General features: G+C 73.8%; 8 protein-coding genes. 6 read left to right on the plus strand and 2 right to left on the minus strand.

The genetic code is table 11. The features are described 5' to 3' along the window. Window positions 1–12 precede the first annotated feature (12 nt). Window positions 13–8,850, minus strand: a complete 8,838-nt coding sequence (locus tag AQJ11_RS13370; RefSeq protein WP_059263172.1) for a non-ribosomal peptide synthetase — start codon at window positions 8,848–8,850, stop codon at window positions 13–15. Between the two features lie 375 nt (window positions 8,851–9,225). On the opposite strand from AQJ11_RS13370, the gene AQJ11_RS13375 reads away from it, so the two are divergent. From AQJ11_RS13375 to sbnB, 6 genes are all read left to right on the plus strand, one after another. Next, entirely contained in the window at window positions 9,226–9,696 is a 471-nt protein-coding gene (locus tag AQJ11_RS13375; RefSeq protein WP_014670278.1) for a cobalamin B12-binding domain-containing protein, read from the plus strand. Then, on the plus strand, window positions 9,683–10,966 hold the full coding sequence (locus AQJ11_RS13380) for a methylaspartate mutase (protein ID WP_059263173.1): 1,284 nt from the start codon (window positions 9,683–9,685) through the stop codon (window positions 10,964–10,966). The genes AQJ11_RS13375 and AQJ11_RS13380 overlap by 14 nt, the downstream gene beginning before the upstream one ends. Window positions 10,967–11,039: 73 nt before the next feature. Then, entirely contained in the window at window positions 11,040–12,053 is a 1,014-nt protein-coding gene (locus AQJ11_RS13385; protein ID WP_059263174.1) for an asparagine synthetase A, read from the plus strand. Then, the gene (locus AQJ11_RS13390; RefSeq protein ID WP_059263175.1) at window positions 12,050–13,276 is read left to right on the plus strand and encodes a glutamate synthase-related protein; all 1,227 of its coding nucleotides are present in this window, start codon (window positions 12,050–12,052) and stop codon (window positions 13,274–13,276) included. The genes AQJ11_RS13385 and AQJ11_RS13390 overlap by 4 nt, the downstream gene beginning before the upstream one ends. Beyond that, window positions 13,273–14,220: a 2,3-diaminopropionate biosynthesis protein SbnA gene (gene sbnA / locus AQJ11_RS13395; RefSeq protein ID WP_059263450.1), complete on the plus strand. Its 948-nt coding sequence runs from the start codon at window positions 13,273–13,275 to the stop codon at window positions 14,218–14,220. The genes AQJ11_RS13390 and sbnA overlap by 4 nt, the downstream gene beginning before the upstream one ends. A 38-nt stretch (window positions 14,221–14,258) precedes the next feature. Further along, the gene (gene sbnB, locus AQJ11_RS13400; RefSeq protein WP_014670283.1) at window positions 14,259–15,266 is read left to right on the plus strand and encodes a 2,3-diaminopropionate biosynthesis protein SbnB; all 1,008 of its coding nucleotides are present in this window, start codon (window positions 14,259–14,261) and stop codon (window positions 15,264–15,266) included. A 527-nt stretch (window positions 15,267–15,793) separates the two neighbouring features. On the opposite strand, the gene AQJ11_RS13405 is transcribed toward sbnB, so the two are convergent. Further along, the coding region (locus AQJ11_RS13405) for an alpha/beta fold hydrolase (protein ID WP_159061656.1) at window positions 15,794–17,303 on the minus strand (1,510 nt) is incomplete at its 5' end.

The following is a 17,303-nucleotide window of genomic DNA, read 5'->3' on the forward strand; positions in this document are numbered from 1 at the left end:
CACCGCGCGCCGTCATCCGGCCGGCGCGAACTGCGCCGTGATCGCCGCCATCATCAGGTCGGCGATGCCCTGGGCGAGTCCGGCCGGGGTGGGAGAGTCGAACACGGCCCGCACCGGCACGTCGACCCGCAGCGCCTTCCGCAGTCGGGAGGCCACCTGCGTGGCGAGCAGCGAATGCCCGCCCAGTTGGAAGAAGTTGTCGTGCACGCCGACGCGCTCGATGCCCAGCAGTTCCTGCCACACGACGGTGACGGTCCGCTCGACGGCGTTGCGTGGCGCCGTGTACTCCGTCCCCAGGTCCGGCCGCTGGTGGTCCGGCACCGGCAGGGCCGCCCGGTCCACCTTGCCGTTGGCGGTCAGCGGCAGCCGGTCCAGCGTGACGAACGCCGCCGGGATCATGTAGTCGGGCAGGAACCGGCCCAGGTGGGCGTGGAGTTCCGCGGTGCTCGGCGTGTCCGCGCCGGTGGCCACGAGATACGCCACGAGCCGCTTGTCGCCGGGCGTGTCCTCGCGGACGACCACGCTGACCTCGCCGATGCCGGGGTGGGTCAGCACCGTGGCCTCGATCTCGCCGAGCTCGATGCGGTTGCCGCGGATCTTGACCTGGTTGTCGATCCGCCGCAGGAACTCCAGCTGTCCGTCCGCCCGCCACCGCACCAGGTCACCGGTGCGGTAGACCCTGGTGTTCAGCCCTTCGGCCTCGTACGCGGTGAACCTCTCCGCGGTCAGCTCCGGCCTGCCCAGGTAGCCGCGGGCCACCTGCACGCCCCCGACGAGGAGTTCGCCGGGCACCCCGACCGGCACCGGCCGGCCGTGCTGGTCCACCACGAACGCCAGGACGTTGGGGATGGGCCGGCCGATCGGCGGGACCGCGTCGCCGGGTTCGACCACCGTCGAGGTGACGATGATGGTGGTCTCGGTGGGTCCGTAGTTGTTGATCACGCGGAACGGCAGCCGGGCCCGTGCCGGCATCCGCAGCCGGTCACCGCCGGTCAGCACGTACCTGAGGGTGCTCTGGGCCGGCCACTCCACCGCCACCAGCGCCTCCAGCATGGGCGTGGACAGGAACGTGGCGTGGACACGCTGCTCGCACAGCCAGTCCCGCAGCAGGTGCGGAGTGAGCCTGACGGTCTCGGTGGTGACGCAGCAGGTCGCGCCCCGGGTCAGGCCGAGCCACAGCTCCCACGCCGCCGCGTCGAAGCCGATCCCGGCCAGCAGCGCGATCCGCTGCCCGGGCTCCAGCCCGTGCTCCCGCGCCGTCCAGTGCACCAGGTTGACCACGCTGCGGTGTTCGACCTGTACACCCTTGGGGCGGCCGGTGGATCCGCTGGTGTAGATCAGGTAGGCCAGGTGGTGCGCCGCGGCGACCGGCTCGGGGTCGGTGTCCGGTTCGCCGGCCAGCGTCACGGCGTCCTCGTCGAGCAGCAGCAGTGGTACGTCCGAGGGCAGCCGGCCGGTGTGCGCGGAGCGGGTGAGGACGACCGGGGTCGCGGTGTCCCGGACCATGTACGCCAGGCGCTCGGGCGGATAGTCCGGGTCCAGCGGCACGTACGGTGCCCCCGCCTTCAGGACCCCGAGCAGGGCGGTCACCAGGTCCGGGCCGCGCTCCAGGCACACCGCGACCGGCATGTCCGGCCGCACTCCGTACCGGGTGCGCAGGTGGTGGGCGATCCGGTTGGCGCGCGCGTTCAGCTCGCCGTAGGTCAGCGTGCCCTGCGGCCCCTCGACGGCCACCGTGTCCGGTTGCCGTGCCGCCCGTTCCTCGAACAGGCCGTGCAGCGTGGCGGTGTCCGGGAAGGCGGTGGCGGTGTCGTTCCACTCGACCACCGTCCGCCGCCGCTCCTCGGGGGTGAGCAGGCAGAGCCGGGACAGCCGTACCGCGGGGTCGCTCGCCACCGTCTCCAGCACTGTGCCGAGGTGGCCGGCCAGCCGGGCGACCGTGTCCCGTTCGAAGAGGTCCGTGCGGTACTCCAGGACGCCGCGCAGACCGCCGTCCGCCTCCTCGGACATCATCAAGGTGAGGTCGAACTTGGCGTCCGGCAGCGTGACCGTGAACGGCCGCACGTCGAGCCCCGGAAGGCTCCAGCCGTGCTGGTCCGGCGTGTTCTGGAGGACGAACATCGTCTGGAACAGGGGGTTGCGGGACGGGTCGCGGTCGGGGGCGAGTTCTTCCACGAGGCGTTCGAAGGGCAGGTCCTGGTGGTCGTAGGCGCCGAGGGCGGTGTCCTTGACCCGGTCGAGGAGTTCGGTGAAGGCGGGGTCGCCGGAGAGGTCGGTGCGCAGGACGAGGGTGTTGACGAAGAAGCCGATCAGATCCTCGGTCTCGGCGCGGTTGCGGCCGGCGACCGGGCTGCCGACGGTCACGTCGTCGTGGCGGCCGTACTTGGCCAGCAACACCTGGAAGGCCGCCAGCAGCACCATGTACAGGCTCGCGGAGCCGCTCCTTGCCGCCTTGCGCAGTCCGGCGGCCACCGCCGCGCCCACCTCGAAGGTCACGGTGTCGCCGCCTCCGGGCGGTCCCGCCGGACGGCGGTGATCGGTCGGCAGTTCCAGCGGTTCCACGCCGGCGAGCCGCTCCCGCCAGTACGCCAGCTGTCCTTCCAGGACCTCACCGGTGAGCCTCTGTCGCTGCCACACGGCGAAGTCCGCGTACTGTATTGGCAGTTCCGTGTCCTGGGGCGGGGTGCCGGTCGTCGCCGCCCGGTAGCCCTCCCGCAGTTCGCGCGCCATGAGCGGCTCCGACCAGCCGTCGCAGGCGATGTGGTGCACCGTCAGCAGCAGGTGCGCCTCCTCGTCGGCCAGCCGCACCAGGTGCGCGCGCAGCAGCGGTCCCGCCGCCAGGTCGAACGGCCGGGCGGCCTCCGCCCGGGCGAAGCGCCGTGCCGCCTCCTGCCGTTCTGCGGGATCGGCGATGTGCCGCAGGTCGTGGACGGCCGTGCGCACCGGGGCCGGCGGATCGACGACCTGCGCCGGCTCTCCGTCCTCGTCGGCGACGAACCGCGTCCGCAGGATCTCGTGCCGCGCCAGCATGCGGGTCAACGCCGCGTCGAGGGCGGCGGTGTCCAGCGGGCCGTCGACGCGCAGCGCGAACGGTACGGCGTACTCCGCGCGTCCGGGCTCCAGTTGGTCGAGGAACCACAGCCGCTGCTGGGCGAAGCTCAGCGGCAGCGGGCCGCCGGTCCGGTCGGCCGGGACGATCCGCCCGGCGCCGGCCGCCGCGTCCGGTGCCGGTTCCGCGACGGCCGCGGCCAGCCCGGCGACGGTGGGTGCCGCGAACAGGGCCCGCACGGGCACCTCCACCCCAAGCGCGTCCCGCAGCCGTGACGTCACCTGGGTGGCGAGCAGGGAGTGGCCGCCGAGTTCGAAGAAGTTGTCGTCCACGCCGGTGACCTCGGTGCCCAGCACTTCGGACCAGGCCGCCGCGATCGCGCGCTCGACCGGGGTGCGGGGGGCCGGACCGCCGGCCGCGGACGCGCGGGGCCGCGGTGCGGGCAGCGCCCGCCGGTCCACCTTGCCGTTCGGGGTGAGCGGCAGCCGCTCCAGCGCCACGAACGCGGACGGCACCATGGAGTCGGGCAGTTCCCGGCGCAGCCGCCCGCGCAGGGCCTCGCTGGTCACCGTACCGCCCGCCGCCGGGACGACGTAGGCGACCAGCCGCCTGTCTCCGGGGGTGTCCTCGCGGACGACGACGGTGGCCGCGGCGACATCGGGGCCGGCCAGCAGCACCGCCTCGATCTCACCGGGCTCGATACGGTGTCCGCGCAGCTTGACCTGCTCGTCCAGCCGTCCCAGGAACTCCAGTTGTCCGTCGGCCAGCCAGCGCACCCGGTCCCCGGTGCGATAGACCCGGCGCGGTGTGCCGTCCACGTCGACGGTCACGAACCGTTCCGCCGTCTGCTCCCGCTGCCCCCGGTAACCGCGGGCCAGCCCGGTCCCGCCGACGAGGAGTTCGCCCGGCACTCCGGTCGGCACCGGCCGGCCGTGCCGGTCCACGACGTACACGAAAGTGCCGCGCACCGGCCGGCCGATCGGTGGCACGGCCGTGCCGGGGACGACCTCGGCCGAGGTCGTCACCACCGTCGACTCGGTCGGCCCGTAGTTGTTGACGACGCGGAAGGGCAGGCGCAGCCCGGCCGGCAGGCGCAGTGCGTCCCCACCGGTGAGCACGTACTCAAGGGAGGTCGGCTCCGACCAGTCGAGGGCCGCCAGTGCCTCCAGCACAGGTGTCGAGACGAAGGTGCCCGTGACGCGCTGCTCGGTCAGCCAGCGCTGGAGCAGCGCCGGCGTCAGCCGCACCGTGTCGTCGGGTACGCACACGGTGGCGCCGGTCGCCAGCGCGGGCCACAGCTCCCAGGCCGACGCGTCGAACCCGACCCCCGCCAGCAACGCCACCCGCCGTCCCGGGGCCGCGCCGAAGGTGTCGGCCGTCCAGCGGACCAGGCCGACCAGGCTGCGGTGTTCGATCTCCACGCCCTTGGGCCGGCCGGTGGAGCCGCTGGTGTAGATCACGTAGGCGAGGTCGCCGGGGGCCGCCGCCGGCTCCGGGTCGTGCGCCGGCAGGTCCGCGAGGGACGGCCAGTCCCGGTCGGTCAGGAACCGGCCCGGCTCCTCGGACAGCCGTGCGGCCCCGGCGCCGTCGGTGACGACGAGCGCGGCCCGCGCGTCCGTGATCATGTAGGCGAGCCGGTCGGACGGGTGCTCGGGATCCAGCGGCACGTAGGCGGCGCCGGACTTGAGGACCGCGAGCAGTGCGGTGATCTGCTCGGGGCCGCGCTCCAGGCACACGGCCACCGCGGCCCCGGGGCCGGCTCCGCGGGAACGCAGGTGCCGGGCGAGCCGGTTGGCCCGCGCGTTCAGCTCCCGGTAGGTCAGGTCCCCGGCGGCCGAGAGTACCGCCGGGGTGTCCGGCCGCAGGGCGGCGCACTCCTCGACGAGCCGGTGCACGGTGGCCCCGGCACCGGCTTCGGCCCCGGTGTCCGCGGCGGCCTCCGTCCCGCTCCAGTCGGCCAGCACCCGGCGCCGCTCGGCACCGGTCAGCACCTCCAGCTCCGACAGCCGGCGCTCCGGGCCGGTGACGGCCGCGCGCAGCAGGGTGGTGAAGTGCCCGGCCAGCCGTTCGGCCGTGTCCGGTGCGAACAGGTCGAGGGCGAACACCACATCGCCGTCGAGCGAACCGTCGGGCCGCTCGGTGAGGAACACGGTCAGGTCGAACTTGGCCTCCTCCGCACGGACCGCGAACGGCTCCACCACCGTTCCGGGCAGCCGCCAGGCGTGGCCGTCCGGGGTGTTCTGGAGCACGAACATCGTCTGGAACAGCGGATGGCGGGACAGGTCCCGGTCGGGGGCCAGTTCCTCCACGAGGCGTTCGAAGGGCAGGTCCTGGTGGTCGTAGGCGCCGAGCGCGGTGTCCTTGACCCTGGCCAGCAGCTCGGTGAACGTCGGGTCGCCGGACAGGTCGGTGCGCAGGACGAGGGTGTTGACGAAGAAGCCGATCAGGTCCTCGGTCTCGGCACGGTTGCGGCCCGCGACCGGGGTGCCCACCGCGATGTCCTCCTGGCCGCTGTACTTCGCCATCAGCAGCTGGAACACCGCCAGCAGGGACATGAACAGGCTCGCCCCCTGTCCCGCCGCCAGCCGCCGGGCCGCGCCGGCCACGTCGGCGGGCACCGCGAAGGACACCGTGCCGCCCCGGCCCGACCGCTCGGCCGGCCGCCGGTGGTCGGCCGGCAGCTCCAGCGGCTGCACCCCGGCGAGCCGCTCCCGCCAGTACGCGGACTGCCCCGCCAGCACCGGGCCGTCCAGTGCCGCGCGCTGCCAGCTCGCGAAGTCCGCGTACTGAAGGCCGAGGGGAGCCAGGGCGTCGGGCCGGCCGGCCACCGCCGCGCCGTACAGCTCGCCCAGCTCCCGCGCCAGGATGCCCTCCGACCAGCCGTCGGAGACGATGTGGTGCACGGCGAGCAGCAGGAGCCACTCCGCGTCGGCCACCCGTACCGCCACCGCGCGCAGCAGCGGCCCCGCGGCCAGGTCGAACGGCCGTCCCGCCGCCTCGTGCAGGATCTCCCGCGCGGCGCCGTCGCCGAGGTGCCGGGCGTCGTGGACGTCCACCGGCACCTCCCGCACGGCGTCGACGACCTGGTACGGGCGTCCGGTGCCGTCCGCGGGGAACCGGGTCCGCAGGATCTCGTGCCGGGCGGTCAGCGCCGTCAGCGCGGTGCCGAACGCGTCCGGTGCGAAGTCGCCCTGCACGCGCAGCCCCACCGGGATCGCGTACTCGGCCCGGCCCGGCGCCAACTGGTCCAGGAACCACAGGCGTTGCTGTGCGAAGGACAGCGGCAGGGCGCCGGCCGAGCGGTCCGCCCGCGGGATCGCGGCGGAGGTGCCCGGCCCCAGCGTGTCCACGGCAGCCGCCAGCAGCGCCGGGGTCGGCGCGTCGAACAGCGTCCGGTGGGGCACGTCCACCCCGAGGTCCCGGCGCAGCCGGGAGGCGACCCGGGCGGCCAGCAGGGAATGCCCGCCCAGTTCGAGGAAGTCGTCGTCCGCGCCGACCGCGTCGACGCCCAGCAGCTCGGCCCAGATGCCGGCGACCACCCGCTCCGTGGGCGTGCGCGGCGCGGTGAACGCGGCGGAGACGTCGGGGCGGTGGCCCTCGGGCGCGGGCAGGGCCCGCCGGTCCACCTTGCCGTTCGGGGTGAGCGGCAGCCGCTCAAGTACGACGTACCGGGCGGGCACCATGTGCGCGGGCAACTCCCGCGCCAGCGCCGCGCGCAGCCCGGCCACGGCCAGGGTCGCGCCGCCGGCCGGTACCAGGTACGCCACCAGCCGCTTGTCACCGGGGACGTCCTCGCGGACCACGACCGTGGCCGCCGCGACGTCCGGCCGGGACAGCAGGGCGTTCTCGATCTCTCCGAGTTCCACCCGGTGCCCGCGCAGCTTCACCTGGTCGTCCATCCGGCCCAGGTAGACCAGGCGCCCGTCCGGCAGCCACTTCACCAGGTCGCCGGTGCGGTACACGCGGGCCTCGGGGTCGGCCGAGAAGGGGTGTGGCACGAACCGCCGCGCCGTCAGCTCGGGTCGCCCCAGATAGCCGAGGGCCACGTTGACACCGCCGATGAGCAGCTCACCGGGGACTCCGACCGGCTGGACCTCACCGTGCGCCCCGACCACGTAGACCTCGGTGTTGTCGATCGCCCGGCCCATCGGCACGTGGTCCGCCGCCGGGTCCACCGACACCGTCCGGCTGACCACGTTGCCGACGGTCGCCTCGGTCGGCCCGTACTCGTTGACGATCGCCGTGTCCCCGGCGCCCAGGTCCAGCACCCGGTGCGCCAGCGCCGGCGTCAGGTCCTCGCCGCCGGCGACCACCGTGGCGATGCGGTGCCGGACGCCGTCCTGCTCCAGCCGGGCGGTCAGCAGCTCCAGGTGCGAGGGCGTCGCCTTCAGGAAGCTGATCGGCACCCCGGACGCGACGACGTCCACGGCCGCGTCGAACACCGTGCGGCCCGGCTCCGGCCGCGGCACCACCAGGCACAGCCCCTGCACCAGCGGCAGGAACAGCGCGGTCACCGTCAGGTCGAACGCCGCCGAGGAGCACAGCAGCGAACCTATCCGCGCGCCGGGCGCCGGGGGGTAGTTCCGGTCGCACCAGTGCAGGTAGTTGACGACGCCGCGGTGCCCGACCCGCACACCCTTGGGGCGGCCCGTGGAACCCGAGGTGTAGATGACGTAGGCCACGTCGTCCGGGCCCGCGGCGACGGCCGGGGCGGCGCCGGTGCCGGCCGGCCACTCCCGGTCGGCCAGCAGCAGCGCGGTGCCCGGCGCGAACAGGCCCGCGTGCGCGGACTGCGTCACCACCACCGGGGCGGCGCTGTCCTCGACCATGTACCGCAGCCGCTCGGCCGGGTAGGCCGGGTCCAACGGCACGTAGGCGGCCCCCGACTTGAGCACGCCGAGCAGCGCGCACACCAGGTCCGGGCCGTGGTCCAGGCACACCGCGACCAGCGTGCCGGGGCCGACGCCCCGCTCCGCCAGGTACCGCGCCAGGCCCTCGGCCCGCTCGTCCAGCTCCCGGTAGGTCAGCCGCCGCCCGCCGTGTTCCAGGGCCACCGCGTCGGGTTGGAGGGCCGCACGCTCCTCCACCAGCCGGTGCACGGTCGTGTCCGGGAACGCGGACCGCGCCCCGTTCCACTGGCTGAGGATCCGGTGCCGCTCGGGCTCCGTCAGCATCTCCAGCGCGCTGAGCGGCTCCCCGGGCGCGTCGGCGGCGGAACAGGCGAGTGTCACTAGGTGCCCCGCCATCCGCTCCGCCGTGGCCCGCTCGAACAGGTCGGTCCGGTAGCCGAGGACACCGCTCAGCCCGCCGCCGTCCGCGACGACCTCCAGGGTGACGTGCGCATCCGGCGGGAACACGGCGGCCTCCCGGGCGGCCGTGCGCGACGCGAACCACGCCACCGCGCCCGCCGGCACCGCGAGCGGCACCGGCGCCCGGCCGGTGGCGTCCGCCATGCCCCGCGCGACCTGCGCCACGGCCTCGGTGAACGCCGGGTCGCCGTCCGCGCCCCGTACCACGATCGCCGTGTCCGGGACGTCCGCCGGTACCGCCACCGGGACGTCGCCCCGTCCGGCGTACCGCCCCAGCAGCGTGTGGAACACCGTCAGCAGGACCGCGGGGAGTTCCACACCGGCGTCGCGGGCCAGCGCGGCCAGCGCGTCGGCGGTCCGGGCGGGCACGTCGAACGGGACCCGGTCCGCAGGGCCCGGGCCGTCGTCCGACGGCCGTCGGTCCGTCGGCAGTTCCAGCGGTTCCGGGCCCGCCGACTCCTGCCTCCACTCCCCCAGCTGGTGATCAGCCACCGTTCACTCCCCATCGTCAGGACTTCGTCAGCGGTACAAGCGGTTCACGGGCGGCACGTCGTACGGCGGGCGGTGAGGGGTGGGCGGGGCGCCCCGGGCGGGCCGGGAGCCGCGCCACCGGCACGACCACGGCCCCGGCGGAACGTCCGCGACAAGCACGCTAGGGCGCGCGGGCGGCGGGCTCCCAGTGGGCACAAGTGACGCCCCGCGGGGTGGTCACAACTGCCCAGTGCCGCCTGCGATCACCGCTGGCCACCATGGACGACGTCACTAGTGGACAGCCCGTACGCCCCCCGTTCCAGGGCGCGTTCACGGGCACCCGGCCCGATCGCAGCGGTCGCGGCCCCATCACGGTGTCGAGAGGAAAAGCCGGTCGTGTACCCGCATCACCAGCCCCCGGACAGCCCGCGCCACGCGGTCCTGACCACCATCGCCTCGGACTCACACACCTGGAACCTGCTCTTCCTGCAACTGTTGCTTGAGGAACAGGGCTGGGAGGTCACCAATCTCGGCGCGTGCGTCCCGGTCGGCGTCCTGGTCGAGGAGGCCGCGGCCCGCACGCCCGACCTCATCGTCGTCAGCACGGTCAACGGACACGGCGCCGAAGAGGCCCCGGGCCTGGCCCGGGCGGTGCGCGCCGTGCCCGCGCTGGCCGAGGTGCCGCTCGTCGTCGGAGGCAAGCTGGACACCTCGGGCAGCACCGGCCCGGACGTCCACGCCGCGCTCACCGACGCCGGCTTCGACGCCGTCCTGACCGGCGCCAGCGCCGTCCCCGGGCTGCTCGCCCTGCTGGACGGCCTGCCCGAGCACCGGCACGGAAGGTCCCACGCTGATGCCGTCCGCTGAACCCGCCCCCGCCGCCGGCGCCTTCCACCGCTTCATGGCGGACGCCGCCCGCGCCGGCACCCTCGTCGTGCAGCCCCGCATGGGCTTCGCCGATCCCGCCCGGATGCGTGCGGGCCTGATCGCCACCCGGGCCGCCGACGCCACCACCGTCGGCACCCTCACCCTGGACAGCTTCACCCGCGTCGGCGACTACGCCGCCGCCGCCCGCGCCGCCGCCCAGGGCCACCACCTCAACGGCTATCCGCTGGTCAGCATGGACCTGGAAACCACCACCGGTCTCCTCGACGGCGTCCACGGGCCCGGCTTCCCCGTACAGGTGCGGCACGGCTCCGCCCGGCCCGGCCGGATCGTCGAGGCCCTCATCGCCGCCGGACTCGACGCCACCGAGGGCGGCCCCGTCTCCTACTGCCTGCCCTACGGACGCACCCCGCTGGCCACCTCGGTCCGTGCCTGGGCCGAAGCGTGCCGCAGCCTCGCCGCCCTGCGCGAGACCGGCACCGAACCGCACCTGGAGACCTTCGGCGGCTGCATGCTGGGCCAGCTCTGCCCGCCCTCCCTGCTCGTCGCCCTCTCCGTCCTGGAAGCCAAGTTCTTCCGCCGGCACGGCCTGCGCAGCGTCTCCCTCAGCTACGCCCAGCAGATCAGTCCCGAACAGGACGAGGAGGCCGTCCACGCACTGCGCGCCCTGGCCGCCGACCACCTTCCGGACACCTCCTGGCACGTGGTCGTCTACGCGTACATGGGCGTCTACCCGGAGACCCGGGCGGGTGCGCTGCGGCTGGTCGCGGACGCCGCCCGGCTCGCCGTAAGCACCGGGGCCGCCCGGCTCATCGTCAAGACACCGGCGGAGTCGGCCCGCATCCCCTCCGTCGAGGAGAACGTCACCGCGCTGGAGACCGCCGCCGCTGCCGCCCGCACCGCGCGGCCGGCCGCCCCGCCGCCGTCCACCGGCATCGAGGCGGAGGCCCGCTCCCTCGTCGAGGCCGTCCTGCACCTGCACGACGACCTCGGCCAGGCCCTGGTCCGTGCCTTCGCGCACGGCTACCTGGACGTGCCCTTCTGCCTGCACCCCGACAACGCGGGGCGCACCCGCAGCTTCATCTCCGACCGCGGCCGGCTGGAGTGGTCCCGCACCGGATCGCTGCCGCTCGGCCGGTCCACCGCGGCAACGCCGTCCCGGCGGCTGACCTCGTCCGGACTGCTGCACGCGCTCCACCACGTCAGGAACCGCTACGACGACCCCGCCGCCCTCCTCGGCAGGGCGGGCTGACCCCCGCTCACGGATCCCCTCCGCCACCGGTGGCCGGTCGCCCCCGCCCCGGTAACGACAGGACAGGACGAACATGACACTCCAGATGGATCTCCCGCCGGCGCCCGAGGCCCCCGTGCTGCCCTCGCCGCTGGAGCACCTGCGCGACCCGCGCACCCGCGCGGCCCTGCGCGTCCAGCAGGCACTCGTGGCCGGTGCCCGCGCCTTCCTGCGCTCCGACGGCGCCGTGGAGATGGCCCACCCGGTCATCGGCCCCGTCACCGACCCGGGCTCGCGCGGCGCCAAGCAGGTCGACGTCGACTACTACGGCCACCGCTACAAGCTGATGACCAGCGCCATCCTCTACAAGCAGGCCTCGCTGCTGGCCTTCGACCGCATCTTCCTCATCGCGCCCAACGTCCGTCTCGAACCCGTCGAGACCAGCAGCACCCAGCGCCACCTCGCCGAGTTCCGGCAGATCGACGTCGAGTACGCGGGCGCCACCCGTGACGTCGCCATGGACGTCGCCGAGGAGCTGGTCCGCCGCGCCGTGACCACCGCCGTCGACGAGTGCGGCGCCGACCTCGCCCTCCTCGGCCGCGACCCCGACACCCTGCGCCGCCACGTGGCCCGGCCGTTCGCCCGCGTCCCGCACGGCGAGGTCGTCGACGGCCTGCGCCGCGACGGCTACCCGCAGGCCGCCGGAACCGAGATCGAATGGGAGGCCGAGGAGCGCATCTCCCGCCAGGCCGACGCCCCGTTCTTCATCGTCGGCTACCCCAAGGGCTCCCGCGGCTTCTACGACAAGGAGAGCCCGGCCACGCCCGGTACCCTGCTCAACTTCGACCTCATCGCCCCCGAGGGCTGCGGCGAACTGTGCAGCGGCAGCGAACGCGAGTACGACTACGCGGCCCTGGTCACCCGGATGCGTGAAACCGGGGAGAACCCCTCCAAGTACGCCTGGTACCTCGACGTCGCCCGGCACGGCATCCCCAGCAGCGCCGGCTTCGGCATCGGCCTGGAGCGCCTGACCCGCTGGGTCACCGGCCTGGACTCCGCCTGGCGGACCACCGCCTTCCCGAAGATCGCGGGGGTGGTGTCGCCGTGACCCCGCTGACCGCACCCGGCCTGCCCGAGGACGCCATCCGCGCCCGGGCCCGCGACGGCGCCGCCGCCGTCTTCCCGCCCCTGGACAGTTACGGCACCGCCGTCTTCGGCGCCGCCCCCGCACCCGCCGGCGACGAGATCGACGCGCTGCGCCTGGTCCCGCCCGTCTTCATGCCGGGCCGCCTCGCCACACTCATCGACCTCGGCCGCGAACCCCTCTACTCGGACGTCCGCCTCGACACCGACCTCGGCGGCTTCACCGCGCCACTGCCGGTGTACGTGTCGGCGCTCGGTTCCACCCGTGTCGCCGGCACCAGCCTCGCGCTCAGCCGCCAGGCCGGACGGCTCGGCATCCCCATGGTCATCGGCGAGAACGTCGCTCCCATGAACGGCTTCCGGGCCGGCGGCGACGACCACCGCAAGGGCCTGCTGGAACGCATCCAGGCGTACTGCGAGGAACTCCCCGACGGTGTCGGCGGCGTCTGCGTCCAGCAGAGCACCGAGGACGCCGACTCCGAGGTCTGGAACCACGTCTACAGCGACCCGGCCGTCACCGGTCTCCTCGCCTCCGGCCGCCTCGGCTTCGAACTCAAGGTCGGCCAGGGCGCCAAACCCGGCCTCGGCGGCCTCACCATGATCAGCGAAGCGGTCGCGTCCGACCTCGCCGGGCAGTACGCCGTGGAACGGCTCGGCCCCGGCGCCTCGTCGATCCTGCGCTGTGCGAGCCCCGGCACCTTCACCGACGAGATCTTCCGCCGGCAGATCCAGCTCATGCGCAACAACTACCCGCGCGCCCGCTGCTGGGTGAAGCTGTTCCCCGGTCGCGACGCCGGCCACGCCGCCGCCGTCGCCTGGGACGCCGGCGCCCACGCCGTCGCCGTCGACGGCGCCGAGGGCGGCACCGGCTGGGCCCCCACCGGCTTCCTCGGCCACGTCGGACTGCCCCTCGCCGAAGCCCTGCGCCGCGTCGACCCCGCGGGCCGTACCCTGCTCGCCAGCGGACGCGTGTGGGAGGGCATGCGCGCCGTGAAGCTGCTCGCCCTCGGCGCCCGCGCCGTCGGCCTCGGCCGCGCCGCCCTGATCGCCGCCGACGAGGACCCCGAGCACGGGCTGGAGCGCCTGCTGGACGCCATGGCCCTGGAACTGCGCATGGCCGTCAGCGCGCTGGGCCGCTACACGGCGCGGGAGACCGGCCCCGAAGACCTGTGGGAGCCCCGGTCATGATCTACGAGCACGCCTACGACCTCGTCACCGACGACCTCTTCGTCCTGCTGCCCCGGATGGTGCCCGGCTCGGACGTCTTCCTGAAGATCGAGGGCCTCAACCCGGCGGGCTCCGTCAAACTGAAGACCGCGCTGAGCCTCATCGAGGACGCCGAGCACCGCGGCGTCCTCGCCCCGGGCGCCCGCGTGATCGAATCCTCCTCCGGCAACCTCGGCATCGCCCTCAGCTCCATCTGCGCCGCCAAGGGGTACCGCTTCACCTGCGTCGTCGACCCGAACACCAACGCCACCAGCATCGATCACATGCGCGCCCTGGGCGCCGAGGTGGTCGTCGTCGACACCGTCGACGCCAACGGCGGTTTCCTCCAGTCGCGCATCGCCCACATCCGACGCCACCTCGAAGCGGACCCGACCGTGGTCTGGCTCAACCAGTACGCCAACCCGGCCAACCCGCGCGCCCATTACGAACAGACCGCGCGCACCCTGCTGAAGGAGGTCCAGCACCTCGACTACCTGTTCATCGGCGTCGGCTCCACGGGCACCTTCGTGGGCTGCGCACGGTACCTGCGCGAATTCTCGCCCCACACCCGGATCGTCGCCGTGGACGCCCTCGGCTCCGTCATCCTCGGCGCCGCCCCCGGTCCGCGCCGCATCCCCGGACTGGGCGCCAGCCGCGTTCCCGAACTGTTCGAACCCGGTCTCGCCGACGACGTCGTACTGGTCGCCGAGGAGGACGCCGTGCGGGAGTGCCGGCTGCTCGCCCGCACCCACGGCCTCCTCACCGGCGGCTCCACCGGCTCGGTGCTGGCCGCCGTCCGCCGCCGGGCGGCCACCCTCCCGGCCGGCTCCCGCATCGCCGCCGTCTCCCCCGACCTCGGCGAACGGTACCTCGGCACGATCTACAACGACGACTGGGTCGAGCGGAACCTCGGAGTCCTGACGTGATCCCGCCCGCGCCACCCGCCCTCGAAAGGCAACCACCGATGTCGACCTTCCACGTGATCGACGGCTCCGTCGCCCAGGATGTCATCGGCTCCGCGCCGTCGGACGTCCTGGACCTCGTGCGGGAGACCTACCTCCAGCACAGCCGCGGGGCCACCGTGAACCCCAACAGCCATTTCCTGCGCTTCCCGCACGATCCCGGCGCCCGGATCATCGCCCTGCCCGCCCACCTCGGCGGCGACACACCGGTCTCCGGCCTCAAGTGGATCGCCAGCTACCCGCAGAACGTGCGCCAGAACCTGCCGCGCGCCTCCGCCGTCCTCGTGCTGAACGACGCCGAGACCGGCTACCCGTTCGCCTGCCTGGAGGCGTCCGGCATCAGCGCCGCCCGCACAGCGGCGTCCGCCGCGCTCGCCGTGGAGACCCTCGCCGACGGCGACACCCCGAAGACGGTCCTCTTCGTCGGGGCCGGCGTCATCGGCCGGACCGTCTCCGACTTCCTCGCGGCCCGCGGCACGAACGTCCGCGAGTGCCTGGTCCACGACCACGTCGACGCGTACGCCGAGACCTTCGCCGCCTACGCCGCCGACGCCCACGGCTGGCGGACCCGCACCGTGTCGCAGATCGACGCGGCCCTGGCCACCGCCGACCTGGTCGTCCTCGCCACCACCGCGCCGGAGCCCTGGCTGGCGGACGGGCAGACCCTCCTGCCGGGCCAGCTCATCCTGAACCTGTCCCTGCGCGACATCCACCCGACCGTCATGATCAAGTGCCACAACGTCCTGGACGACATCGACCACTGCCTCACCGCGCGGACCTCACCGCACCTCACGGAGACGGAGTACGGCACGCGCGACTTCATCGACGGCACGCTGGCCGACGTGCTGCGCGGTGACGTGACCCTCGGCCACGACCGCCCCACCGTGTTCTCCCCGTTCGGCCTCGGCGTCCTCGACCTGGCCGTCGGCTACCACATCTACCGGACCGCCGTGCGCACCGGCCGGGCCACCGAGATACCGGGCTTCTTCCCCGAGTTGAAGCGCTGGTGAGCCGGGCGGCGCCGGCCGCCGCCCCCGACGCCCCGGTCTCGTGCTCCCACCGATCACCAGGTGGGAGCACGAGACCGGGGCGTCGCCGCGTGCGCCGCGAGGGCAAGGGCAAGGGAGAGGAGAGGAGAGGAGAAGAAGGGACCAGGGGCACGGGGACGGGGGAAGGGAGATGAGAAGCGTAAGGGCGGCGATGCGATGCCACCGGCCGGCCGTGCACCCGAGGTGGTCCGGGCAGTGACACCCCGAGGCCGCGAATCCCCGCCGCCCCGGCCGGCGGCACGGGGCCGGTCGGTCCCCCGCGGCGGTCTTCCGGGTCCGGGTGCACGACGACGTCCTCTGCATCCTGGCTGGTCCGCACGAAACCCCCGGTGGGGCGTAGTTGGGGGGGAAGGGCCGGGCCAGGCGGTGCGGTCCCGGGACCGCGGCTCCGCCACTCACGGACGACGGCGGACCCATGAACAGGACGAGGGGCCCGCCACGTTCGTGGCGGGCCCCTGTCGGCTCCGATCCCTCGGCGAGTGTCCCGGTCAGGCCGTCAGCAACACCCGTTCCCGGTCGACGGCAACCGCTGGCACGCTCTCCCTCAGTGTGGAGACCAGGAGCTCCAGTTGGTCGTCGCCCCTGACCATCTCCATGTGGCGGCCAGGCATCGCCCGCTGGGCCAGGCCCGCCGGGTACAGCCCGCGCCAGTGGGCGATGTACCGGGCTTCCGGCACCTCGTCGCCGCTGCCGTCACGCACCGTGTCGCTGACGAACAGCGTCGCCCTGGCCGCCGAGCGCCCAGGCCGGTAGGCGGCGAGCGACCGCACCTCAGCCTCCAGCACCGCATAGGGCAGCCACTCGTCGAGCGTGACCAGCTCCTCGTCGAGGTTCATCTCCGGCGCCAGGCGCCGCAACTCCCGCTCCGTGGCAGCCCGTTCGTCGCCGCGCTGGTCCTGGCCGCGCTGCCACAACGCGCTCACCCGGCGGTACACCTCGGCGTGCCGCTGGAAGCGGTCCCGCTGGTCGTCGTCCGTCACCGCCGGCTCCAGCAGGAACAGGCCGGTGACCTCCTCCGGGGCCCTCACGCCCATCGCGTGCGCGATCACGGCGCCCGTCGACCATCCGAGGATCGTGCACGGGCCCGTGGGCTGCACCCTGCGGATCTCCCGCCAGTACCGTTCCGCGATCGACTCGATCCCGACGAGCGGCGCCTCGTCCGCGTTCAGCCCCGGAGCCTGGATGCCGTACACGGTGAACGTGCCGGCCAGGCACCGCGCGAGCGCCCGGTACGGGTGGGTGCTGCCGCCGCCCGGGTGTACGCAGAACAGGGCGGGCAGATCAGGATCGGCCACGGACGAGAGGAGCCCCACGAGCCCGGACAACGCCGGTTGCGGCACGTCCAGCGCAGCCGCCAGCTGGGCCACCGTCGGGTGCCGCACGATCTGCTGGAGGGCGACGCCCAGGCCGGCCTCCCGCAGTCGGGAGACCACCCGCACCGAGCTGATCGACTGTCCGCCCAGTTCGAAGAAGTTGTCGTGGATGCCGACGGTGCCGACACCGAGTACGTCGGACCACACACCGGCGATGGTCTCCTCCGTCGTGTTCCGGGGTGGGGTGTAGGTGGTGTCGAGGTCGGGTCGGTGGTGGTCGGGTGCGGGGAGGGCCTTGGTGTCGACCTTCCCGTTGGGGGTGAGCGGGAGCTGGTCGAGCGTGACGTAGACGGCCGGGACCATGTAGTCGGGAAGTTGTTGCTGGAGGTGTGCGCGGAGCTGGTGTGTGGCGGGTGTGTGGCCGGGGGTGGGGACGATGTAGGCGACGAGTTGTTTGTTGCCGGGTGTGTCCTCGCGGGTGGTGACGGCGGTGGCGTGGATGTCGGGGTGGGTGTTGAGGGCGTTCTCGATCTCGCCGAGTTCTATGCGGTAGCCGCGCAGCTTGACCTGGTTGTCGATCCGGCCGATGAACTCCAGCGTGCCGTCCGGACGCCACTTGACCAGGTCACCGGTGTGATACGTGCGCGGGTCGGAGCGGGGCGGGCTGAGGGGATTGGGCGTGAAG

Source organism: Streptomyces corchorusii (genome assembly GCF_001514055.1).
GTDB lineage: Bacteria > Actinomycetota > Actinomycetes > Streptomycetales > Streptomycetaceae > Streptomyces > Streptomyces olivaceoviridis.